This is a genomic window from Streptomyces lusitanus, assembly GCF_042647945.1.
GTDB lineage: Bacteria > Actinomycetota > Actinomycetes > Streptomycetales > Streptomycetaceae > Streptomyces > Streptomyces pseudogriseolus.
The window spans coordinates 114129-135502 of the sequence record NZ_JBHRWL010000015.1 but is presented as its reverse complement, the minus strand read 5'-3'; the positions used below and the strand labels follow the sequence as shown (position 1 = coordinate 135502).

Below are 21374 nucleotides of genomic sequence, written 5' to 3'. Positions count from 1 at the left end.
CTATCCGTTGGATTTTCCAACTCACCAGCCTAGAGTGGCCCGCGTGACGACGACTGCCTATGACGCGACACGGATCGACCCCCGCTGGTGGTCCTTCGAGGGCATGCACGGCGGCTGGGTCGCCGGTGCGGCGCTGACCGCCGTACGCGACGCGTTCGCCGGCGGGCACCGGCCCGTGCGCTCGCTGACCACGCACTACCTGGCCCCGGTCGGGACCGGCCCGCTGCGCTTCTCCGGGACCGCGCCCGCCACCGGCCGGCGCACCGCCACCTGCCTCTTCACCGGCCACCAGGACGGCGAACCGGTCGTCCTCGGCTCCGCGCTGTTCGGACCGGCCCGCGGCGGCCCCGCGCACACCGGCCTCACCGCCCCCGAGGTGCCCGGCCCGGACGACTGCCTCCCCCTCGAACTCCCCGCGGAGCTCGCGCTGTTCGCCCGGCAGCTGGAGATACGCCCCGCCACCGCCGACCTCCCGCTGGCCGGCGGACCCCGGGCCGTGCTCGTCGCGTGGGTGCGCTTCCGGGACGACCGGCCGGTGGACGCGGCGGCCGTCGCCACGCTCGCCGACGTGCTCCCGCCCGCCCTCTACGCCCGCTGGCACACTCCGCGCCCCGTGCCGACCGCCGAGATGACCGTGCACTTCACCGACGCCCTCGACGACGGCCCCGCGCACGGCTGGAGCATGGTCCGCATCCGCACCGACCACGCGGGCGGCGGCTGGGCCCTCGACGACAGCGCCGTGTGGTCGGCGGACCGGCGGCTGCTCGCGGCGGCCCGGCAGGCCCGCGTGGTGCGCGACCCGGTGACCCCTCAGACCGCGGCCGGCACCATGAACTCGTAGACCAGGGCGTCCTCCTGGACGTCCATCACCAACTCGGTCAGCTCCAGCGGCCGGGCGTGCTGGTCGTGCACCTGCCGGGTGACCCGCACCGACGGCGTGCCCGGGATGCGGGTGATCGTGTCGCGGTGGTGCAGCGACAGGCCCGCCCGGCGCATCCAGTCGTAGGTCCGGCACAGCTCGGCGGCGCCGTTGCCGTCGGCCCGGTCGCGGTAGCGGGCCAGCTCCTCCACCTCCGCGAGCGTCACCGCGGAGAACGACGTCACCGCCGTGCGCTGCTCCCGCCCGCCGGGCGACGCGCACCAGTAGCGGTGCACCAGTGTGGGCCGGCCGGGCGCGAGTCCGAGCGGTTCCGCGTGGCCCGGCGGCGGGACCTCCCAGGCGACGGTGGCCCGGGCCACCGTGTCCCGCCCCGCCTGCGGCGCGCCGAGCGGGAAACCGGCGACGGCCGGCGCCTCCACCGGCACGCCCGGCAGCGCGGCATGGCTGCCCCGCCGGTCGGTGGCGATCAGCCCCTCCCGCCGCAGCAGTTGCAGCGCCTGCCGTACGGTCTCCCGGCTGACCCCGAAGTGCTCGGCCAACTGGCGCTCGCCGGGCAGCCGTTCGCCGGGCGGGACGGTCCCGGTGCGCAGTTCGCCGAGCAGTTCGGTGGCGACCCTCCGGTACAGCGGCTCCCCGCCGTGGAGCGGCTGACCGGTGCGGACATGCTGGTGCGGGGTGGTGCGGGCCATGCCGCGCCCTCCTGTTGGTGACGTTCCGTGGCCGTGCGGGCTCGTTGAGCCACCAGATCTAGCATTGGTCTACACCATCAGGGAAGGGCGGTCCGGCAGTTCGGCCGGAACCGTGCGGTGCGTCAGGCGCGGCCCCGCATCCAGCGCAGCTGCGCCGCCTCCTGGTAGGGGCCGCCGCCCTCGTGGTCGTTGAAGTCGTACACCTCGATCGTCTTGTCCTCGTGCGCCCAGGCGTTGAAGGCCGCGAACACCGTGGAGGGCGGGCACGTCTGGTCCTCCAGCGCCGCCGAGAACAGGGCGGGAGCGGTGCCGCGCGCGGCGAAGTGCACCCCGTCGAAGTACGACAGGGTGCGCCGCACGTCCGCCGTACGGCCGCGGTGGGTCTTGAGGAAGTTGCCGATCTCCCGGTACGGATTGCGGTCGGTGAGCGTGGTGGCGCGCGGGAAGTCGCACAGGAACGGCACGTCCGGCGCGATGCCCGCCAGGTCCGGGACGAGGCCGCCCACCGCGATCGTGATGCCGCCGCCCTGGCTCGCGCCGACCGCCACGGTGCGGCTCGCGTCGGCCAGCGGATGCGACCGCGCCGCCTCCACCGCGCGCACCGCGTCGGTGAACACCCGCCGGTAGTAATAGGTTTCCGGCGCGTCGATGCCGCGCGTCATGAAGCCGGGAAACGCCGGACCGCCGCCGACCGGGTCCGCGGTGCCGCCGCCCCCGCCCCACGCGCTGCCCTGGCCGCGGGTGTCCATCACGAAGTGCGCCCGGCCCGTGGACGCCCACAGCAGGTGCTCGTGCGGCAGGCCACGGCCGCCGCCGTACCCGACGAACTCCACCACCAGCGGCAGCGGCGCGTCCGCGCCGGCGGGCAGGGTCAGCCAGCCCTTGACCGGGTGGCCGCCGAACCCGGCGAACGTCACGTCGAAGACCTCCACGGTCGCCAGCCCCGTGTCGACCGGCTCGAACCGCGCGTCCAGGTCGTGCCGGCGCGCCTCCTCCAGCGTGCCGGACCAGAACGCGTCGAAGTCCTCGGGCTCCGTGGACGCGCTGCGGTACGCGCGCAGCTTGTCGAGGGGAAGGTCGAACAGGGACATCTGGGACCGCCTTCGTGAAGGGACCGGGCGAAGCGAGGACACGGTACGTGGATCATGCGGCGCCCCGCCAGGGTGCGGGGAGGGAAGCCCAGGTGGGTGGAGCGGAAAGCGGTTGCTGCAAACAGGTTCGCGGGCGCGGCTCAGACGCCGCGGCGGGTCCAGCGCGGTCCGGTGCGGGCCCAGTCGCGCTCCCACTCGTCGAGCCGGCGCCGCAGCGCCACCCGCCGCACCCCGCGGTGCGCGAGCAGCAGCGCGGCCGCCGTCGCGCCGCCGGCCAGGGTGCCCATGCCGACGCCGTACTGCCACACCGACGCGTCGTCGACCGGCGGCGGCACCTGGCGTCCCCGGGAGTCCAGCCAGACGTGCACCGCCTCGCCGGGGCGGACACGGGCAGGGACCCGCGCCGGCGCCGTACGGGCGCCCTGGTCCGGATCCGTCCAGCGGACCGTCGCCCGGGAGGCGTGCCGCCGCTCCGACTCGGACCCGGCCGGGGCATGCGCGGTCGAGGGGCGCTCCAGCACCTCCGCGCGCACCCGGTGCCGATCGGCGCGCTGCTCGTTCGCGGCCGTCCGCGCGTCCTCGTACGCCCACCGGGCGGTGAGCACCCCCGCCGGCGGAACCGTCAGGCACACCAGCACGGCCACGGCCACCGCCGTCCACGCCTCGACGACGTCCGAGCGGCGGCACAGCGGGCCGCGCCGCCGCCGGGACAGTACCCGCGTGCGCATCTCCTGCCTCCCCTGGACACGTCCGGGCCGGGTGCCCCGGCGGCGGACGCGCGAAACGACGCCGCCAGGGAGCGGCGTCAGGGCGGGACGGATCGGGCTGCGGGCCCGGTCAGCCGAAGCGTTCGATGCGGATGCGCTCCACGGGCTGACCGGCCGCCACCAGCAGCCTGGAGGCGTGCTCGGCGAAGGAGTTGGAGCCGCACACATAGGCCTCCCACCCGCCGGGCGGCCGCTCGGCCAGGAGCGGCGCCACATGCGCGGCGGCCAGACGTCCGACGGCCGCGCCCTCCGGCGCGGTGCGGGTGAACACCGGTGTGGTCTCCGGCCCGTACTCGTCCGCGTAGATCAAATCGTCGGGGCCGCGCGCCGACACCAGCAGGCGCAGCGGCAGGGTCAGGCCCCGGGCGCGGTGGTGCCGCACCATCGACATCAGCGGGACCACGCCCGAGCCGGCGCCCAGCAGCAGCGCGGGCCGGTCGCCCGGCCAGGCGAAGAAGCCGCTGAGCGGCCCCCGCATCTCGATCCGGTCGCCGGGGCGCGCCACCGTGTGGAACCAGCCGGAGACCTCGCCGTCCCGCACATGGTCGAGGGTCAGCTCGATGTGGCCGGAGTCGTCAGGGGCCGAGGCGATCGAGTAGTGGCGCTGGGCCGTGTACCCGTCCTCCGCGACCAGCCGCACCATCAGATGCTGGCCGGGCAGATGCCCCGGCCAGCCGGGCACCGCGAACCGGAAGGTCGACACGCGGGGCGTCTCCCGGCGGATCTCCGTCAGCGTGGCCGTCCGCCACACCGACGCGGTCTGCTCGCTCACGCCGATGCGTCCGGGCACGGCGAAGCGGGTGGCCGGCGTCCTCGGCAGCGTCGTCGGCTCGGTCACCTCAGTCACCTCAGTCACCGGAGTACCGCTGCTCCTCCCACGGGTTGCCCCGCGCGTGATAGCCGTTGCCCTCCCAGAAGCCCGGCTCGTCGTGGTCGAGCAGCCGCAGCCCGGCGATCCACTTGGCGCTCTTCCAGAAGTACAGGTGCGGCACCAGCAGCCGCGCCGGGCCGCCGTGCTCGGCGGGCAGCGGCTCGCCGCCGTACTCCCAGGCGATCCAGGCGCGCCCGCCGGTCACGTCGGCGAGGGGGAGGTTCGTGGTGTACCCGGTGTGCGCGTACGCCACCACGTGCGTGGCCGACGGCAGTGGCCGGACCTGGTTCAGGAAGGCGTCCAGCGAGACACCGCCGAACCTCACCCCGAACTTCGACCAGCCGGTCACACAGTGGATGTCGCCCTCGTACGCGGCGGCGGGCAGCGCGTGGGCCTGCTCCCAGTCCCAGGTGCGGGGCTCGGCCACCAGGCCGTCGATCCGGAAGGTCCAGTCCTCGGGCGCGAGGTCGGGGGTGACCTCGGCGGACAGGACGGGCCACTCGTCCCGCGCGTCGTACTGGCCGGGCGGCAGCCCCGGGTCGTGCGCGCGGGGACGGCCGGTGAAGCCTCGGGTGATGTTCACGTGATCGGCGTTTCCGTTGCGGGTGGTGCGGGTGTTTCCGCACTCCACGGTACGGGGTATCCGCCGCCCGCACGGCACGGGGCGGTGCGGTCCCGTTCACCGGACCGCCGCGGTGATCGTCGGGTAGGGTGGCCGTCCGGCCGCGGACCGACCCGGCCGTCCACCGAGGAGGTGAGACCCATTACCGCTCGTCAGGTCGGGTGCTCTCACCTCGGAACGACACGGTCCACCCGGAACGGGTGACCCCGAGAGCGCCCTTCGGCTCCCGAAAGGCCAGGCTCTTGCCGCACCGCTGCGACCGTTCCCCCTCCTCTCCCTCGTCCGCCCTCCCGTCCCGTGACGCGCTCGCGGCCACGCTGCGCGCGGCGGGCTGCGTGTTCGCCGAGGACGAGGCCGACATGATCCTCGCCGCGGCGGACGGCGACCTGCGTGCCGTCGAGGCGATGGCCGCCCGCCGCGCCGCCGGACTCCCTCTCGAACTCGTCGTCGGCTGGGCCGAGTTCGGCGGTCGCCGGATCGTCGTCGAACCGGGCGTGTTCGTGCCGCGCCGGCGCACCGAGTTCCTCGTCGAGCAGGCACTCGCCCTCGCCCCGGACGCCTCCGTCGTCGTGGACCTGTGCTGCGGCTCGGGCGCGGTCGGCGCGGCGCTGGCGGCGGCGCTCGGCGGCGTGGACCTGCACGCCGCCGACCTCGACCCGGTCGCCGTGCGCTGCGCCCGCCGCAACGTCGAGCCCCTCGGCGGCCACGTGCACCAGGGCGACCTGTTCGACGCGCTGCCCGCACGGCTGCGGGGCCGGGTGGACATCCTCGCCGCCAACGTCCCGTACGTCCCCAGCGACGAGATCGCCCTGCTCCCGGCGGAGGCCCGCGACCACGAACCCCGCGTCGCTCTCGACGGCGGCACGGACGGCCTCGACGTCCTCCGCCGCGTCGCCGCCGAGGCCCCGGCGTGGCTGGCCCCGAACGGCCGCCTCCTGATCGAGACGAGCCCGCACCAGACCCCGGGCGCCCTGTCCGCCCTCAGGGACGCGGGCCTGCACGCCGAGCTGGCGGTCTGCGAGGACCGCCCGGCCCGGGTGGCCATCGGCACGCGGCGGGTGGGCGGGGCGGGGTGAGGCCGGCCGGGCGCGTCCCCCTCCCTCAGCCCTCAGGTGCCGTGACCCGGGCGATCAGCAGGGCCACGTCGTCGAAGTTGTCCGGTTCGTGCAGGGTGCGGAGGAGGAGTTCGCAGACCTCGTCCAGGGAGCGGGACGGGGTGTCGAGGAGAGTGAGGAGGCGGTCGAGGCGTGCGTCGAGGGGGTCACGGCGGGTTTCGACCAGGCCGTCGGTGTAGAGGACCAGGCGGTCGCCCGGCTCCAGGTCGACCGTGGTCGTGGAGAAGGCGACCCCGCCCACGCCCAGCGGCACCCCGGTGGGCAGCTCCAGCAGCTCGGGCGTGCGGCCGGCGCGGATGCGGGCCGGGGGGAGATGGCCCGCGTTGGCGATGACGCATCGCCGCTCACGCGGGTCGTGGACGGCGTAGACGCAGGTGGCGATCGCCTCGTCCAGCTCCACCGTGATCCGGTTCAGATGCTCCAGCAGCACCGCCGGGTCGAGGCCGAGGGAGGCCAGGGTGTGGGTGGCCGTGCGCAGCCGGCCCATGGTGGCGGCGGCCGGGATGCCGCTGCCCATCACGTCGCCCACGACGAGCGCCGTACGGTCGCCGTCCAGCGGGATCACGTCGAACCAGTCGCCGCCGACCTCGCTGGTGGCGCCCGCCGGCCGGTAGCGGGAGGCGACCTCCAGACCGCCCGTGACGGACGGATGGGTGGGCAGCAGGCTGCGCTGGAGCGTGAGCGCGGTGTCGCGGGCGTTCTGGTACCACCGGGCGTTGTCGATCTGCACGGCCGCACGCGAGGCCAGCTCCCTCGCCAGCACCAGGTCGTCCTCGTCGAACGGCCGGGGCTGGCGCGTACGGATCAGGTCGAGCGCGCCCAGCACCTCACCGCGCGCGATCAGCGGCACGGCCAGATACGAGTGGACGCCCGCCCGGGCCAGAATCTCCGCGGCCTCGGGGGAGCGGGCGATCCGCAGCAGGTCCTCGTCCTTCACCTGCGGCACCATCACCGGCAGCCCGGTGCGCACGCACTCGGTGATCAGCCGGTCCGGCGCGTACTGGATCACCCGGCCCGGCGGGTCGGCGGCCGGCAGCACGTCGGACGCGTCGAGCCAGCGCACCGCCACCGCCCGCATCAGCGCCGGCTCCTCCGGGCCGAGGACGCTGCGCCGGCCCCGTACGACCGCGTCGAGCAGGTCCACCGCGGCCGCGTCGGCCAGTTCGGGGACGGCCACGTCGGCGAGCTCGCCGGCCGTGCGGTCCAGGTCCAGCGTGGTGCCGATCCGCACCGAGGCGTCGGCGATCAGCGCGATCCGCCGGCGCGCCGTCTCCGCCTCGGCGTTCGCCCGGTACTGGTCGGTGATGTCGACGACCGACACGGCCGCGCCGAGGACCGTGCCGAGGGTGTTCTCCAGCCGGTACAGGGACACCGTCCAGGCGTGGTCGGCGTCCGGGTCGGCCGGGGTACGGCCGGTCATGAAACGTTCGACCACCGGCCGCCCGGTCCGCAGCACCTCCCGGGCCGCCTCCTCGATGGCCGCCGCGTCCACCAGCGGCAGCACCTCCCGCATCGTGCGGCCCAGGTGCTCGTCGGCCGACAGGCCGTCCATCTGCTCCAGCGCCGGGTTCACCGACACGTACCGCAGGTCCGCGTCCAGGACGGCCAGCCCGATGGGGGACTGGGCGACGATCCGCGTGGACAGCGCCACGTCCTGCTCCAGCCGCCGCACCGTCGACTGGTCGACCGCGAGACCCAGGGCGTACACCTGCCCCCGGTCGTCCAGCAGCCGCATGTTGCGGAACTCCACCAACCGGGTGTCGCCGTCCTTGCGCCGGATCGGGAAGGCCCCCGCCCAGCTCCGCCCGGTGCGCATGACCTCGGCGAACAGCTTCTTCACCAGGTCGAGGTGCTCCTCGTGCACCATGATCCGGGCGGCGTACCGGCCCAGCGCCTCCTGGGCTGTGTAGCCGAACAGTTCCTCCGCCTGGGGGCTCCACAGCACGATCCGCCCCTCGGCGTCCAGGACGACCGAGGCCACGCGCAGGACGTCGAGCAGCCCGCTGGGACGCGCCGGACCGTCCCCGCCGGCCGGGAGTGACCACGCTGCGCTCATCCCACGCCCCGCCTTCGCCGAGTCCGCGGCACGCCGTCGCCGCGCCGCCGTCCCTTTGTTGTACCGCGCGCGAGGGCGATTTTCCGCCGCTCCTGTCGTCCCTTTCCTGCTCCTCCACCATCCTGGCCGGTGACCGCGGCCGCGTCATCGTGGGAGGGGCGCGCGGGTAGTGCGTCGCGTCGTCCGGTGCTTTGCTGAGGTTGGGCGGGGGACGGCGGTGTGACCACGGAAGGAGCGATCACGATGGTCAACGAGCCCACGCACCCGGAGTCCGTGTCGGTCGAGATCAGCGGATGCAGCAAGGACGACGCCCGGATCGTCTTCGACACGCTGTGCGCGTGCTTCGCGTCGGACCGGTGCGCCGACGACGTGCCCGAGGAACTGCACGAGACCCGGCCCACGGTGTGGCTCGGCACGTTCGACGTGGCCGACGCGCACGAGGGGGAGGCCAGGCCCGCGCGGCTGGCCTCCTCGGTCGACGCCGACGTGCACGGCGGCTACTGGGCGATCGACCGGTTCCGCACCACCCTGGACGACCTGTTCCGGGTGAGCGAACTGAGCAAGGTCTCCGGCGACCAGGAGCGCGAACTGCACGTCCGCCTCGAGAGCAGGTGAGTCCGACGTCCGAAGTGAAGGCTGTGCCCTGACGCTGTGCCCTCCGTCACCCCATTGTGCAACTAGTTGCACAAGCCGGTGCGCGTGCCCTACAACTACAGGCACCACACCGCGCACGGAGGGCCAGATGAGCCGTTACCCCCACCTGCTGACCCCCCTGGACCTGGGCTTCACCACGCTGCCCAACCGGGTCCTCATGGGTTCCATGCACGTCGGTCTCGAGGAGGCCGAGGGCGGCTTCTCCCGCATGGCCGAGTTCTACGCCGCCCGCGCCCGCGGCGGCGTGGGCCTCATCGTCACCGGCGGCATCGCCCCCAACGACGAGGGGCGCCCCTACGAGGGCGGCGCCAAGCTCACCACCGACGAGGAGGCCGAGCAGCACCGGGTCGTCACCGCGGCCGTCCACCGCGAGGGCGGCCGCATCGCCCTCCAGATCCTGCACTTCGGCCGCTACGCCTACCACCGGGACCTGGTCGCGCCCAGCCCGCTCCAGGCGCCCATCAGCCCCTTCCCGCCCCGCGAGCTCACCGACGCCGACGTCGAGCGGACGATCGACGACTACGTGCGCGCCGCCCGCCTCGCCCGGCAGGCCGGCTACGACGGCGTCGAGATCATGGGCTCCGAGGGCTACCTGATCAACGAGTTCGTCGCCCGGCAGACCAACCACCGCACCGACCGCTGGGGCGGCTCCTACGAGAACCGGACGCGCTTCCCCGTCGAGATCGTCCGCCGGGTCCGCGAGGCGGTCGGCGAGGACTTCATCCTGATCTACCGGCTCTCCATGCTCGACCTGGTGCCCGGCGGCTCCACCCTCGGCGAGGTGATCACCCTCGCCAAGGCCGTCGAGGCGGCCGGCGCCACGATCATCAACACCGGCATCGGCTGGCACGAGGCCCGCATCCCCACCATCGCCACCTCCGTCCCGCGCGGCGCCTACACCTGGGTCACCAAGCGCCTCATGGGCGAGGTGTCCGTCCCCCTGGTCACCACCAACCGCATCAACACCCCCGAGCTGGCCGAGCAGCTGCTCGCGGACGGCACCGCGGACATGGTGTCCATGGCCCGCCCGATGCTCGCCGACCCCGACTTCGTGGCCAAGGCCGCCGACGGCCGCCCCGAGGCGATCAACACCTGCATCGGCTGCAACCAGGCCTGCCTCGACCACACCTTCAGCGGCCAGATCACCTCCTGCCTGGTCAACCCGCGCGCCTGCCACGAGACCGAGCTGGTGCTCTCCCCGACCCGCCGCCGCAAGCGCGTCGCTGTCGTCGGCGCGGGGCCCGCCGGACTGGCCTGTGCGGTGAGCGCCGCCGAACGCGGGCACGAGGTCACCCTGTTCGACGCCGCGAGCGAGATCGGCGGGCAGCTGAACGTCGCCCGCAAGGTGCCCGGCAAGCAGGAGTTCGACGAGACCCTGCGGTACTTCCGCACCCGGCTCGGCGAGCTGGCCGTCGACGTGCGCCTCGACACCCGCGTCACGGCCGCCGACGTGGGTGACTACGACGAGGTCGTCGTCGCCACCGGCGTCACCCCCCGCGTCCCCGACATCCCCGGCGTCGACCACCCGAGCGTCGTCGGCTACCTCGACGTGCTGCGCGACGCCGCGCCCGTCGGCGACCGCGTCGCCATCCTCGGCGCCGGCGGCATCGGCTTCGACGTCGCCGAGTACCTCACCGACGGCGGCGACAAGGCGCACGAGGACCCCGAGGCGTACTTCCGTCAGTGGGGCGTCGACCTCGACTACGGCGCGCCGGGCGGCCTCGCCGCCCCCGAGCGGCCCGCACCGGTGCGCACCGTCCACCTGCTCCAGCGCAAGACCTCCAAGGTCGGCGCCGGACTCGGCAGGACCACCGGCTGGATCCACCGCACCGAACTGCGCCACCGGGGCGTCACCATGGTCCCCGGCGTGCGCTACGACCGGATCGACGACGCCGGACTGCACGTCACCGTCGGCGACGAGAGCACCGTCCTCGAGGTCGACACCGTCGTGCTGTGCACCGGCCAGGAACCGCGCCGGGACCTCTACGAGGAACTGGTCGCCGCCGGACGCCCCGTCCACCTGATCGGCGGCGCCGACGTGGCCGCCGAGCTGGACGCCAAGCGGGCCATCAAGCAGGGCACGGAGCTCGCGGCGGCCCTCTGAGGGCGGCGCGGCCCGTCCCTAGGATGAGCGGCATGTCACTCCCTTACGCGATCCTCACCGCCCTGCTCGAGAAGCCGTCGTCGGGGCTGGAGCTGACCCGCCGCTTCGACCGGTCGATCGGCTATTTCTGGTCCGCGACGCATCAGCAGATCTATCGCGAGCTGGGAAAGCTGGAGGGGGAGGGCCTGATCCGGGCCCTCCCGGCGGAACAGCCCTCGCGCGGGCAGAAGAAGGCGTACGAGGTGCTGGAGGCGGGCCGGGAGGAGCTGGCCCGCTGGACGGCCGCGTCCCAGGATCCGAAGCCGCAGCGGGATGCGTTGCTGCTGCGGCTGCGGGCCGCGGCGGTGGTGGGGACGGAGGGGCTGGAGGCGGACCTCCGGCGCCACCGGGAGCTGCATGCGCGGCAGCTGGAGATGTACCGGGAGATCGAGCGGCGGGATTTCCCTCCCGGGAAGGGTGGGGCGGAGGATCGGTTGCGGCACCTTGTGCTGCGGGCGGGGATCGATCTGGAGACCTTCTGGACGCAGTGGCTCGATCACGCGGTGGCGGAGGTCGCCGGGATGTCGGAGGGGCAGGGGCGGCAGGAGTAGTCGCCCGGGTGCGGGTGGGTGGGGGCTTGGCGCGCAGTTCCCCGCGCCCCTTGGGGTGGTGCGGGCCGTCTGTGCCTGCCGGTCCGTGGGGGCTTGTGGCGCAGTTCCCCGCGCCCCTGAGGGGGTTTGCGGCAAGGCGCGATGAAGGGGCCCCGGAGAGGGCGCTACCCGCAGGCAGGCCTGTGAGGGCTTGTGGCGCAGTTCCCCGCGCCCCTTGCGGGGCGCGGGGGTGGCGGCGGCCGCCTGGCCGGAGCGCATCGGACGTGGCGGCCGGCGCCGGTCTAGAGGTGGCCGGGGCGGGCCGTGCTGCGGCGGCGCAGGTACCAGACGGTGCCGAGGACGCCGGCGCCGACCAGCGCGCCGCCCGCCACCGCCGTGACGGTGCCGTAGTCCCTCGAACCGCCGCCGACACCGCCCATCACACCGCGGGACGGCGACGCCGTGGGGGAGACCGAGGGGCTGGGCGCGGGGGACACGACCACGGACTGGGTGCCCGCGGTGCTGCCGTTGGAGCACACCACGATCACCGTGTACGTGCCCGCGCTGACGTTGGACCAGGCCGCGGACTGCCCCGCGGACGTCCCGGACAGCGCCACCTGGCGGCCCTGCGAGAAGTTCGCCTGACCGCTGCTGAGCAGCGAGGCGGTGCCCCAGTGGCCGTTGATCTGGCTGCACGCGGAGGTGCTCACCGAGACCGTGTTCCCGGTGGTGCTGACGGAGATTCCGTCCGCGGCAGCCGGTCCGGCCGGCATCAGGGCGAGCGCGGCGGCGGCTGCCACGGTCGGTCCGAGACGGAGCAGTGGCTTCGAGATGCTCATGTGGACTGCCTTCCGGCGGCACGGCCGGCGGTACATCCCTTGCGCCGCCGAGGTCGGGGAGCGCCCGTGCCGCCACGACGTCAGCCAACGGGCAGCCCGCCCGGCGCGCACTCCGGCTGCATCCGTGCAGGTGACGGCGTCCTCCGGGCGGCTCAGCGGGGGTGAGCCGGCGTCAGCCGCCGGCGCCCGTCGTCACCGTCCGCTCGGGGGAGAAGGCGCCCCAGGTTCCGTCCGGCAGCAGCGCCCTGATCCGCACCCGGTGCGTGACCCCCGCCTTCTCGCCCGCGTAGAAGCGGTACGTCGCCCGGTCGCGGGGCGCCTCGCCGCCGTACACGAGTGATGTGACGGGCCGTCCGTCCAGCCGCACCTCGTACTCGGCGACCGTCCCGTCGACGCGCGGCGGCGTCCAGGTCAGGACGAGTTCGTAGGCCCGGCCCGAACGGCGGGACGTCGCGCGGAAGTCGGCCGGCGCCGTGGCCGCGGCGTCGCCGTCCGTGCCGCCGCCGGCGTCGTCGGCGGTGGTGAGACGGACGGCGGGGGAGGCCGGCGAGAGGTTGTCCGCCGCGTCCCGGGCGCGGACCGTGAAGACGTACCGCGTGCCCGGCCGCAGCCCCGTCACCACGGCGGCCGTCTGGTTCCCGCCGACACTGTGGATCTTCGATCCCCCTTGGTGGATGTCGTACGACACCACACCGCGGTCGTCCCGCGCGGCGGTCCAGGAGAGCTGGGCCGCCCGGCTGCCGGCCGCCCGGCCCTCCACGCCCCCGGGGACGGTGGGCGGTGCGGTGTCCGCCCGGACGGCCGCGGGCGTCGTGGCCCGTACCTCCCGGCTGGGCGGGCCGAGCCGCCCGTCCGCGTCACGGGCGCGCACCGTGAAGACGTACGTGGTGGCGGGGCGGAGCCGGGTGATGTCCACCATGTGCGTGGAGACGGGCACGTCCTTGACCTTGGCGCGGCCCCGGTACACCTCGTAGCCGGTCACCTCCGATCCGGCCGGGGCGGACCGGTTCCACATGACGTGGACGCTGGTGGCGCTGCCCGCCTGCGCGGTGACGCCCGTCGGCGCCCCGGGCGGCCGTTCGGCGCCGGCGTCGTCCTGGCCGCCGCCCCAGCGGCAGGAGACGGTCAGCAGCAGGGCGGCGCAGAGCGCGAGCAGGCGGCGCGATGACGCGGTTGGGGTAACGCCACGCACGACTTCGCCTCCTGGGGGTCCCTGCTCCACCGGTCCGTCCAAAGGTCCGTACCAATATGGGGTCACTGACGCGCTCACATCAAGGGGTGGTGCCGGGTCGACCGCCGCGGCGGGTTACGTATCCTGAATCCGGAACGGGCCGAACCGCCTTTGGTTGCAGAGGCGTTCGGGCTCGAGGCGCGGACCGCTGTCGTCGCTGATCCCGCGCCGCCACGGGTGGCTGGACGGCCCGGGTCGACGCGCGCCCGGGCCTCCGGCGCCCTCCGCCCCTGTCGGTTCCCGGGTGCCCCGTCCGGCCCCTTTCGGGGCGGTCACCCTCGTCGCGGCGGGACGAAATGGGGCAAAGTGCCCTGGGTGTGCGTCCCTGTCCCCGACGAGAGGCTCAACTGACCGTGTCCCGTGTCCAGACGCTCACCGTCGCCGTGGCCGGCGTGGCACTGCTGGCCCCCTCGGCGTCCTCCGCCGCGGAGTCGGTTCACCTCCGTCCGTCCAGGGACGAGACGCGGCGCGTCGCCTCCGGCCCCGCGTCCGGCTCCGCCGTCCCCACCGCCCTGCCGCACGTCGCCGTACCGCACCGGGGCCGCGTCGAGCCGGTCGCCCGGGACGGGACGCGGGAGGTGCTGACGCCGATGGCGGGCCCCGGAGGTTCGGCGGCTCCGGAGGCGGCGGCCTCCGGTCCCGCGACGACGGGCTCCGCCACCCCCTCCCCGGACGCTCCCGGACGGACGACGCCCGACCCCGCCCCGTCGGATCCGGAGCGCACCGCCTCCACGTCCCCCGCCCCTGTGACCGCGGCCGACCTGCTGGCCAAGGTGAGCGGCTGCACCCCCGTCTCGCAGGGCCGCTACCGCAAGGACCGCGGCACCGCGGCCACCGTGCCCGTGTGCGGCACGCGTGACGCGGTGTACTGGAAGGCGGACATGGACATCGACTGCGACGGTCGTCCGGGCGCCCACTGCAACGCCGGCACCGACCCGAACTTCTCCTCGTCCACGGCGTTCGCGCAGTCCGACGGCCGTGCGCTCAGCTCCGAGAAGCTGCCCTACGTCGTGGTCCCCGCGCCCAGCGGCATCTGGGACTACCGCGAGCACGGCGTGCGCGGCGGCTCGGTCGCGGCCATGGTCTACCGCGACCGGGTCAGCTACGCGGTCGTCGGCGACGTCGGTCCCACCGACATCGTCGGCGAGGCGTCCTACGCGGCGGCCACGTCCCTGGGCATCGACCCCGACCCGCGCTCCGGCGGCACCCCTTCCGGGGTGACGTACATCGTGTTCAAGGACAGCCGGGTCACCCCGCTGGAGGACCGGGAGGCCGCGGAGACCCAAGGGGAGCGACTGGCGCGGGAGTTCGTCGACTCCGCGGACTGACGCGCCGTACGGGACCCGGATCGACGCGCCGTACGGAAACCCGGACCCACGCGCCGTACGCGACCCGCCCCGGCCGCCCTCACACCTTCCGGTAGCCGTACGCCTCCGAGGCCGCCGCCGCCACCGCGTCGAGGTCCGCGCCCGTGGAGGCGGTGACCACCGCGGCCACCGCGCCCTCCAGGAACGGCGCGTCCACCAGCCGCGTGTTCTCGGGGAGTTCGTCGCCCTCGGCCAGCAGCGCCTTGACGGTGAGCACCGCGCTGCCCAGATCGGTCAGCACCGCGACGCCCGCGCCCCGGTCCACGGACGCCGCCGCCGCGGAAATCAGCTCCGCGCTGGTGCCGAGGTCCCCGCTCTCGGTGCCGCCCGCGGGAGCGACCGGCACCGACTTCCCCGCGCCCGACAGGCCCTGCGCCAGCTCCGCCACGGAGGACGCGACCGCCGCGCTGTGCGAGACCAGGACGATTCCGACCAGCTTCCCGTCGCCCACCTCACTCACCCCCGCCCGCCTCCCCGTCACCGGGTCCGGCCTCCAGCAGGGCCGCGATCAGCAGCGCCGACGAGGTGGCGCCCGGGTCCTGGTGCCCGATGCTGCGGTCGCCCAGATAGCTCGCCCTGCCCTTGCGGGCCAGCATCGGCGTCGTCGCGACCGAACCCTCCCGCGCGGCGTCCCGCGCCGCGGCGAACGACTCGTCCAGCGCGTCCACCGCGGGGAGCAGCGCGTCGATCATCGTCTTGTCGCCCGGCGCCGCCCCGCCCAGCTTCATCACGGCGTCCACCCCGGCCCGCAGGGCCTCCGCGAACTGCTGCCGGTCCACCTCGGGCGCCTCGCCCAGCGCCTTCCCGGTGCGGCGCAGCAGCGTCCCGTACAGCGGGCCGGACGCGCCGCCCACCGTGGACACCAGCAGGCGGCCGGCCTGGGTGAGCACCGCGCCGGGCGTGGCGGGCGGCTCCTTGTCCAGCGCGTCCCTCACCGCCCGGAACCCGCGCTGGAGGTTGCTGCCGTGATCGGCGTCGCCGATCTCCGAGTCGAGGGCGGTGAGCCGTTTCGCCTCGCGGTCCACGGATGCGGCGGTGACCGTCATCCAACGGCGGAAGAAGTCGGCGTCCAGCACGGGAACTCCTCGCGTGGTAGGTGACCGGGGCACGGGCCCCGGTGTCGATCGGCTCCGGTGTGGATCACATTCCCCAGCGCAGCCCGGGCGTACTCACCGGGGCGTCCCACAGGCGCAGCAGCTCCTCGTCGACCTGGCAGAGGGTGACCGAGGCGCCCGCCATGTCCAGGGACGTGACGTAGTTGCCGACGAGGACGCGGGCGACCGGGACGCCGCGCTCGCCGAGCACCCGCTGCACCTCGGCGTTGAAGCCGTACAGCTCCAGCAGCGGTGTCGCGCCCATGCCGTTGACCAGTACCAGCACCGGGTTGCGTGGGGTGAGGTCGTCGAGGATCGCGCCGACGGCGAACTCGGCGATCTCCCCGGACGTCATCATCGCGCGCCGCTCGCGGCCCGGCTCTCCGTGGATGCCGATGCCCAGCTCCAGCTCCCCGGCCGGCAGGTCGAACGTCGGCGAGCCCTTGGCGGGCGTGGTGACCGCGCTGAGCGCCACGCCGAAACTGCGGGAGTTCTCGTTCACCTGCTTCGCGAGCGCCTCGACCCGCTCCAGCGGCTGCCCCTCCTCGGCCGCCGCGCCCGCGATCTTCTCCACGAACAGCGTCGCACCGGTGCCCCGTCGGCCGGCCGTGTAGAGGCTGTCGGTCACCGCCACGTCATCGTTGACCAGCACCTTCGCGACCTGGACACCCTCGTCCTCGGCGAGCTCGGCCGCCATGTCGAAGTTGAGCACGTCGCCGGTGTAGTTCTTCACGATGAACAGCACCCCTGCGCCGCTGTCCACGGCCGCCGCGGCCCGCACCATCTGGTCGGGCACCGGGGAGGTGAACACCTCACCGGGACAGGCCGCCGACAGCATGCCCGGCCCGACGAATCCGCCGTGCAGCGGCTCGTGCCCCGAACCGCCTCCGGACACCAGGCCCACCTTGCCGGCCACCGGAGCGTCCTTGCGGACCACCACCCGGTTCTCCACGTCCACCGTCAGCTCGGGATGGGCCGCCGCCATACCGCGCAGCGCGTCCGCCACCACGGTCTCCGGAACGTTGATCAGCATCTTCATGGGTACCTCCTGGGGGCTGAGCAGGCGGGTCGTCGAACCTGTGGTGCCGGTCGGGCGGTCGCGGGGCGGATGCGTACCGGCAGGAGCCCCACAGGGGCAGTATCGGCCTTGCGCCCGGCAAGGGCACGTGAGACGACGTCCGGCGAGCCGGACGATCTTCCCCGGCGACACGGCCACAGCTCAGGATCGGCCCTCGGCCGGTGCGTTCCAAGGGGGCGTCACCGGGTTTCAATCACGGCACCCGGTACCGGCGTGTACTCCCGCGGTCGTACGCGCGGCCGCGGAAAGACTCCTACGGTGAGCCTGTGAGCCGTACCGATCTCTCACCGCGCCGCTGGATCCCCCGGCCCCTGCCGCCGTTCCTCGCGGACGCCGTGGTCGCGGCGGTCGTCGCGCTGTTCACCGGCCCGGACGCGGCGGTCAACGACCCCGGACACCGGCAGGCGGACGAGGTCACCTGGCTGCTGTTCGCGGTGTCGATCGGCGCGCTGCTGGTGCGCACCCGGTGGCCGGTGGGCGTCGCGGTGGTGACCGGGGCGGCGTGCGCGGGGTGGGCCCTGTACGGACACATCGGCGAGCTGCTGAACCTGCCGGTGATGGTGGCGCTGTACACCGTGGCGGTGCGAGGGAACCGGAGGCGGACCATCCGCACCGGTGTGGTCGCCGCTCCGGCCGCCGGGATCGTGTCGGTGGTCGCGGGCATCGACGTGGCCCAGCCGCAGGGGGCGCCCCTGCTGGAGATGCTGTGGCCACTGGTGCCGCTGCTGCTGGGGGAGCTCGTCCGCGGGCGGAGGGAGGAGGTCCGCGCGTACGCCGGCCGGGCCGCGCGGGCGGAGGCCGAACGGGAACGGGAGGCGCGGCGGCGGGTGGAGCAGGAGCGGCTGCGCATCGCCCGCGAGCTGCACGACGTGGTCGCGCACACCGTGTCGGCGATGACCGTGCAGGCCGGCCTGGCCCTGGACGCGTTCGACACGAAGCCCGAGGTGGCGCGGGCGGCGATGCGGCAGGTACGGGCGTCCGGCAAGGAGGCGGTACGGGAGCTGCGCGCCACGGTCGGCGTGCTGCGCTCCCCGGGCGGCGCACCGGCCGGTCCCGCACCGCGGCTCGAGGAGCTGACGGAGCTGGCGGAGCGGGTGCGGGCGACGGGCCTGGAGGTGACGCTGCGTCTCGACGCGGGCCAGGTCCCGCAGATGGTGCAGCTGGCGGCGTACCGGATCGTGCAGGAGGCACTGACGAACGTGATCAAGCACGCGGAGGCGCGGCAGGTGACCGTGTCCGCGGTCCGGGAGGACGGCCGGCTGAGGGTCGAGGTCGCCGACGACGGCACCGCGCACACCGGGCCGGGGGACGGCTTCGGCCTGATCGGCATGCGGGAGCGGGCCGCGGCCGTCGGTGGCCGCATCGAGGCGGGCCCCGCCCCCGGCGGCGGCTGGCGGGTGCGGGCACACCTGCCCGTCGGCCGGGGAGCGGACGAGTGATCCGGGTCCTGCTGGCCGACGACCAGACCGTGGTACGGGCCGGTTTCCGCGCCCTGCTCGACCTGACCGACGACCTGGTGACCGTCGCGGAGGCCGCCGACGGCGCGCAGGCGGTGGAGCTGACCCGCACCACCCGCCCCGACGTCGTGCTGATGGACATCCGCATGCCCCGCGCCGACGGCCTGGCCGCGACCCGCCGCATCGTCGCCGACCCGGCCCTGGACGCGGTACGGGTGCTGGTGCTGACGACGTACGAGGCCGACGAGTACGTGTTCGAATCACTGCGAGCCGGGGCGGCGGGCTTCCTGCTGAAGGACATCGACCCGGACGACCTGCGCGCCGCGATCCGCACGGTCGCCGCCGGACAGAGCCTGCTCGCGCCCGCCGTGACCCGACGGGTGATCGAGGAGTTCACCCGCCTGAAGACGCCCGAGGCGGGAGCCGCGCGCCGCCTGGACCCGCTGACCGCACGGGAGAGGGAGGTGCTCGCGCTGGTCGGCCGCGGGCTGTCCAACGAGGAGATCGGCGCCCGCCTGCTGATGTCCCCGCTGACGGCGAAGACCCATGTCAGCCGTGTGATGACGAAGATGTCGGCACGGGACAGGGCCCAGCTGGTGGTGCTGGCCTACGAGACAGGGCTGGTGCGCCCGGGCGAGAACTGACCGCCCGCCGGCCGGTCCCGTACTCCCCCCCCCCGTACTCCCGGTGGAGCAGCGGCCGACTCCCGGCGGCGGATGTGCCCCCGGCCCGGTCCTCCGTAGCGTCGGGAACATGATCGAAGCACGGAACCTCACCAAGCGATACGGCGGCCGGACCGCGGTGGACGGCCTGTCCTTCACCGTCCGGCCCGGCTCGGTGACCGGCTTCCTGGGGCCGAACGGCGCGGGGAAGTCGACCACCATGCGGCTCGCCCTGGGCCTCGACACCCCGACCGCCGGGACGGTCACGGTGGCCGGCCGCCGCTACGGCCAACTCCCCGCACCCCTGCGGGACGTGGGCGCCCTGCTGGACGCCAGGGCCGTGCACGGCGGCCGTACGGTACGCCGGCACCTGCTCGGCCTCGCCCGCTCGCACCGCATCCCCGACCGCCGGGTGGACGAGGTGCTGGGCGCGGCCGGCCTGACGGCGGTCGCGGACCGGCGGGCCAAGGGACTGTCCCTGGGCATGGCGCAGCGGCTCGGCATCGCCGCCGCACTCCTCGGCGATCCGGGCGTGCTGATCCTCGACGAGCCGGTCAACGGCCTGGACACCGAGGGCATCCGCTGGATCCGGACCCTGCTGAAGTCCCTGGCGGCACAGGGGCGCACGGTGTTCCTCTCCAGCCATCTGATGAGCGAGCTGGAGCTGACCGCCGACCGCATCATCGTCATCGGCCGCGGCCGGCTGCTCGCCGACACGGACATGCGGGACTTCATCGAGACGCGCTCCCCGGACGCGACGCTGCTGCGCACCCCGGAGCCCGCGCCGATGCGCGCCCTGCTGGAGAGCCACGGCGCCGTGGTGCGCCCGGACCCGGAGGGCGGCTGGCGGGTGACCGGCCCCACGGCCACCGCCATCGGCGAACTGGCCCGAGAGCACGGCCTCGCCCTGCACGAACTCACCCCGTGCCGCTCCTCCTTGGAGGACGTCTACACCGAGCTGACCGGCGAGGCCGTCGAGTACCGGGGGACAGGGAACACCGACGACAAGGAGACACAGCGATGACGACGTCAACGACCACGGCCGCCGCCTCGCCCCCCGGCTTCCGGGAGGCCCTGGCCTTCGAATGGACCAAGTTCACCGGACTGCGCTCCACGCTGTGGACCACTGCCGCGACCGCACTCATGACGGTGATCGGCGCGGTGTTCGTGGGCGCGACCGGCAGCCTGCAACCCGACGACACCGTCCTCGGCGGCAGCCTCACCCTCAGCGTGGTCGCCCTGATGGCCGCCGGAGTGGTGGGCGCGCTGTCGGTGTGCGGCGAGTACTCCAGCGGCACGATCGCCACCACCCTGACCGCCGTGCCCCGGCGCGGCCGCGTGCTCGCCGCGAAGGCCGCGCTGGTGTCGGCGACGCTGTACGCCGTCGGACTCGCCTCCTGCACGGCCGCGTACCTGCTGGGCGACGCGGTCATCGACGGCTCCCACCCCCAAGGGGACCCGCTGCCCGCGCTGTTCGGCATCGCGGCGGTCTTCGCCCTCGTCGGGGCCCTGGGCCTGGCCATCGGCACCTTCGTACGCCACCCCGCGGGCGCGGTCACCACCGTGATCGCCGTCCTGCTCCTGCCGTCCCTCTTCGGCCCCCTCTTCGGCGACCTCCAACGCTGGATCGCCGGCGCGACCCCGACGGCCGCACTGGAAAAGCTCACCCAGACGTCGGACGCCGCCCCGGACACGGTCGGCAGCCTGGGCGCGTGGCCGTCCCTGGCCCTGGTCGCGGGCTACACGGTGCTCGCCCTGACGGGCGCGGCGGTGGCGCTGCGCAGGCGGGACGCGTAAGGGCGGCGCCGGGCGGAGGCCCGTCTACAGGGACCAGCCCAGGACCGGGCTGGTCCTCTCGCCGCTTCGTGCGCCCACGCTCTCGGCGTCGCGTTCCGCGATGTCCAGGAGTTGGCTGCCCAGGTCGCGCAGGGCGCGGCCCGCGGCCAGTTCGTCGCCGATCTCCGGGACGTCCGTGTCCGCCGGGTTCCGGTGGGCGGCGCCGTGGCCGGTGAGGGTCGTCGTCCCGGTGTCGAGGGTGGCGCGCGCCTTCGTCGTTCCGTCCTCCTCGAAGAGGTAGAGGCGGGTCTTCCATTCCAGGGTGTGCGACATGACTGTCTCCTCCGCCGCGGGCGGCCCGGGACGTGCCGGTCCCTTCCGCCTCCACCGTCCGACCCCGGTGGACGCGGCGCACAGGGCCGAAGGTCCCGGGAACGTGCCGTACGGCCCGG

22 protein-coding genes are annotated in these 21374 nt (G+C 74.5%); 10 read left to right on the top strand and 12 right to left on the bottom strand.

Annotated elements, in window-relative coordinates; translation table 11 throughout:
* Positions 1 to 43: 43 nt before the first annotated feature.
* Complete coding sequence (locus ACFOSY_RS21375) at positions 44 to 841, top strand: acyl-CoA thioesterase (RefSeq protein WP_394309292.1); 798 nt, start codon at positions 44 to 46, stop codon at positions 839 to 841.
* Here ACFOSY_RS21375 and ACFOSY_RS21370 read toward each other — a convergent pair.
* The 5 genes from ACFOSY_RS21370 to ACFOSY_RS21350 form a co-directional block, all read right to left on the bottom strand.
* Positions 811 to 1569, bottom strand: coding sequence for a GntR family transcriptional regulator (locus ACFOSY_RS21370; RefSeq protein WP_394309290.1), 759 nt, complete (start codon positions 1567 to 1569; stop codon positions 811 to 813). The genes ACFOSY_RS21375 and ACFOSY_RS21370 overlap by 31 nt on opposite strands.
* A gap of 122 nt (positions 1570 to 1691) precedes the next feature.
* A complete protein-coding gene (locus ACFOSY_RS21365; RefSeq protein WP_394309288.1) occupies positions 1692 to 2660 on the bottom strand; it encodes an acetylxylan esterase in 969 nt (322 codons plus the stop codon).
* A gap of 140 nt (positions 2661 to 2800) precedes the next feature.
* Positions 2801 to 3388 carry an Rv1733c family protein gene (locus tag ACFOSY_RS21360; protein WP_394309286.1) on the bottom strand — a complete coding sequence of 196 codons (588 nt, stop codon included), beginning with the start codon at positions 3386 to 3388 and terminating at the stop codon, positions 2801 to 2803.
* 109 nt (positions 3389 to 3497) lie between these two features.
* Positions 3498 to 4217, bottom strand: a complete 720-nt coding sequence (locus ACFOSY_RS21355; protein ID WP_394309860.1) for a ferredoxin reductase — start codon at positions 4215 to 4217, stop codon at positions 3498 to 3500.
* Between the two features lie 58 nt (positions 4218 to 4275).
* Positions 4276 to 4881: a sulfite oxidase-like oxidoreductase gene (locus tag ACFOSY_RS21350; protein ID WP_394309283.1), complete on the bottom strand. Its 606-nt coding sequence runs from the start codon at positions 4879 to 4881 to the stop codon at positions 4276 to 4278.
* A gap of 281 nt (positions 4882 to 5162) precedes the next feature.
* On the opposite strand from ACFOSY_RS21350, the gene ACFOSY_RS21345 reads away from it, so the two are divergent.
* Complete coding sequence (locus ACFOSY_RS21345) at positions 5163 to 5996, top strand: putative protein N(5)-glutamine methyltransferase (protein ID WP_394309281.1); 834 nt, start codon at positions 5163 to 5165, stop codon at positions 5994 to 5996.
* Positions 5997 to 6021: 25 nt separating this feature from the next.
* Here the strand turns inward: ACFOSY_RS21345 and ACFOSY_RS21340 are convergent, their stop codons facing one another.
* On the bottom strand, positions 6022 to 8091 hold the full coding sequence (locus ACFOSY_RS21340; protein WP_394309279.1) for a SpoIIE family protein phosphatase: 2070 nt from the start codon (positions 8089 to 8091) through the stop codon (positions 6022 to 6024).
* Between the two features lie 243 nt (positions 8092 to 8334).
* On the opposite strand from ACFOSY_RS21340, the gene ACFOSY_RS21335 reads away from it, so the two are divergent.
* From ACFOSY_RS21335 to ACFOSY_RS21325, 3 genes are all read left to right on the top strand, one after another.
* Positions 8335 to 8706, top strand: coding sequence for a hypothetical protein (locus tag ACFOSY_RS21335; protein ID WP_394309858.1), 372 nt, complete (start codon positions 8335 to 8337; stop codon positions 8704 to 8706).
* Positions 8707 to 8833: 127 nt separating this feature from the next.
* Positions 8834 to 10849, top strand: coding sequence for an FAD-dependent oxidoreductase (locus ACFOSY_RS21330; protein WP_394309277.1), 2016 nt, complete (start codon positions 8834 to 8836; stop codon positions 10847 to 10849).
* A gap of 32 nt (positions 10850 to 10881) precedes the next feature.
* Positions 10882 to 11439: a PadR family transcriptional regulator gene (locus ACFOSY_RS21325; RefSeq protein ID WP_394309275.1), complete on the top strand. Its 558-nt coding sequence runs from the start codon at positions 10882 to 10884 to the stop codon at positions 11437 to 11439.
* 281 nt (positions 11440 to 11720) lie between these two features.
* Here the strand turns inward: ACFOSY_RS21325 and ACFOSY_RS21320 are convergent, their stop codons facing one another.
* Together ACFOSY_RS21320 and ACFOSY_RS21315 are read right to left on the bottom strand one after the other, a co-directional pair.
* Positions 11721 to 12257: a hypothetical protein gene (locus ACFOSY_RS21320; protein WP_394309273.1), complete on the bottom strand. Its 537-nt coding sequence runs from the start codon at positions 12255 to 12257 to the stop codon at positions 11721 to 11723.
* Between the two features lie 172 nt (positions 12258 to 12429).
* Positions 12430 to 13449 (bottom strand): fibronectin type III domain-containing protein, encoded by a 1020-nt coding sequence (locus ACFOSY_RS21315; RefSeq protein ID WP_394309271.1) that lies wholly within the window; start codon positions 13447 to 13449, stop codon positions 12430 to 12432.
* A gap of 392 nt (positions 13450 to 13841) precedes the next feature.
* Here ACFOSY_RS21315 and ACFOSY_RS21310 point away from each other — a divergent pair, with 392 nt between their 5' ends.
* Positions 13842 to 14816 carry a glycoside hydrolase family 75 protein gene (locus tag ACFOSY_RS21310; protein WP_394309269.1) on the top strand — a complete coding sequence of 325 codons (975 nt, stop codon included), beginning with the start codon at positions 13842 to 13844 and terminating at the stop codon, positions 14814 to 14816.
* Positions 14817 to 14895: 79 nt separating this feature from the next.
* On the opposite strand, the gene ACFOSY_RS21305 is transcribed toward ACFOSY_RS21310, so the two are convergent.
* The 3 genes from ACFOSY_RS21305 to dhaK form a co-directional block, all read right to left on the bottom strand.
* On the bottom strand, positions 14896 to 15306 hold the full coding sequence (locus tag ACFOSY_RS21305; protein WP_394309856.1) for a PTS-dependent dihydroxyacetone kinase phosphotransferase subunit DhaM: 411 nt from the start codon (positions 15304 to 15306) through the stop codon (positions 14896 to 14898).
* Position 15307: 1 nt separating this feature from the next.
* Positions 15308 to 15931 carry a dihydroxyacetone kinase subunit DhaL gene (gene dhaL, locus ACFOSY_RS21300; protein ID WP_394309266.1) on the bottom strand — a complete coding sequence of 208 codons (624 nt, stop codon included), beginning with the start codon at positions 15929 to 15931 and terminating at the stop codon, positions 15308 to 15310.
* A 64-nt stretch (positions 15932 to 15995) separates the two neighbouring features.
* Complete coding sequence (gene dhaK / locus ACFOSY_RS21295; RefSeq protein WP_006134480.1) at positions 15996 to 16988, bottom strand: dihydroxyacetone kinase subunit DhaK; 993 nt, start codon at positions 16986 to 16988, stop codon at positions 15996 to 15998.
* Positions 16989 to 17293: 305 nt separating this feature from the next.
* Between dhaK and ACFOSY_RS21290 the strand changes: the two genes are divergently transcribed.
* The 4 genes from ACFOSY_RS21290 to ACFOSY_RS21275 all read left to right on the top strand — a co-directional run bounded on the left by ACFOSY_RS21290 (position 17294) and on the right by ACFOSY_RS21275 (position 20943).
* Positions 17294 to 18466 (top strand): sensor histidine kinase, encoded by a 1173-nt coding sequence (locus ACFOSY_RS21290; protein WP_394309264.1) that lies wholly within the window; start codon positions 17294 to 17296, stop codon positions 18464 to 18466.
* Entirely contained in the window at positions 18463 to 19128 is a 666-nt protein-coding gene (locus ACFOSY_RS21285; protein WP_394309262.1) for a response regulator, read from the top strand. The genes ACFOSY_RS21290 and ACFOSY_RS21285 overlap by 4 nt, the downstream gene beginning before the upstream one ends.
* A gap of 109 nt (positions 19129 to 19237) precedes the next feature.
* Positions 19238 to 20170, top strand: coding sequence for an ABC transporter ATP-binding protein (locus ACFOSY_RS21280; protein WP_394309260.1), 933 nt, complete (start codon positions 19238 to 19240; stop codon positions 20168 to 20170).
* Positions 20167 to 20943 (top strand): ABC transporter permease subunit, encoded by a 777-nt coding sequence (locus ACFOSY_RS21275; protein ID WP_394309258.1) that lies wholly within the window; start codon positions 20167 to 20169, stop codon positions 20941 to 20943. Before ACFOSY_RS21280 ends, ACFOSY_RS21275 begins: the two co-directional genes overlap by 4 nt.
* Positions 20944 to 20967: 24 nt before the next feature.
* Here ACFOSY_RS21275 and ACFOSY_RS21270 read toward each other — a convergent pair whose 3' ends face one another.
* Positions 20968 to 21255 carry a dsRBD fold-containing protein gene (locus ACFOSY_RS21270; protein WP_394309256.1) on the bottom strand — a complete coding sequence of 96 codons (288 nt, stop codon included), beginning with the start codon at positions 21253 to 21255 and terminating at the stop codon, positions 20968 to 20970.
* Positions 21256 to 21374 lie beyond the last annotated feature (119 nt).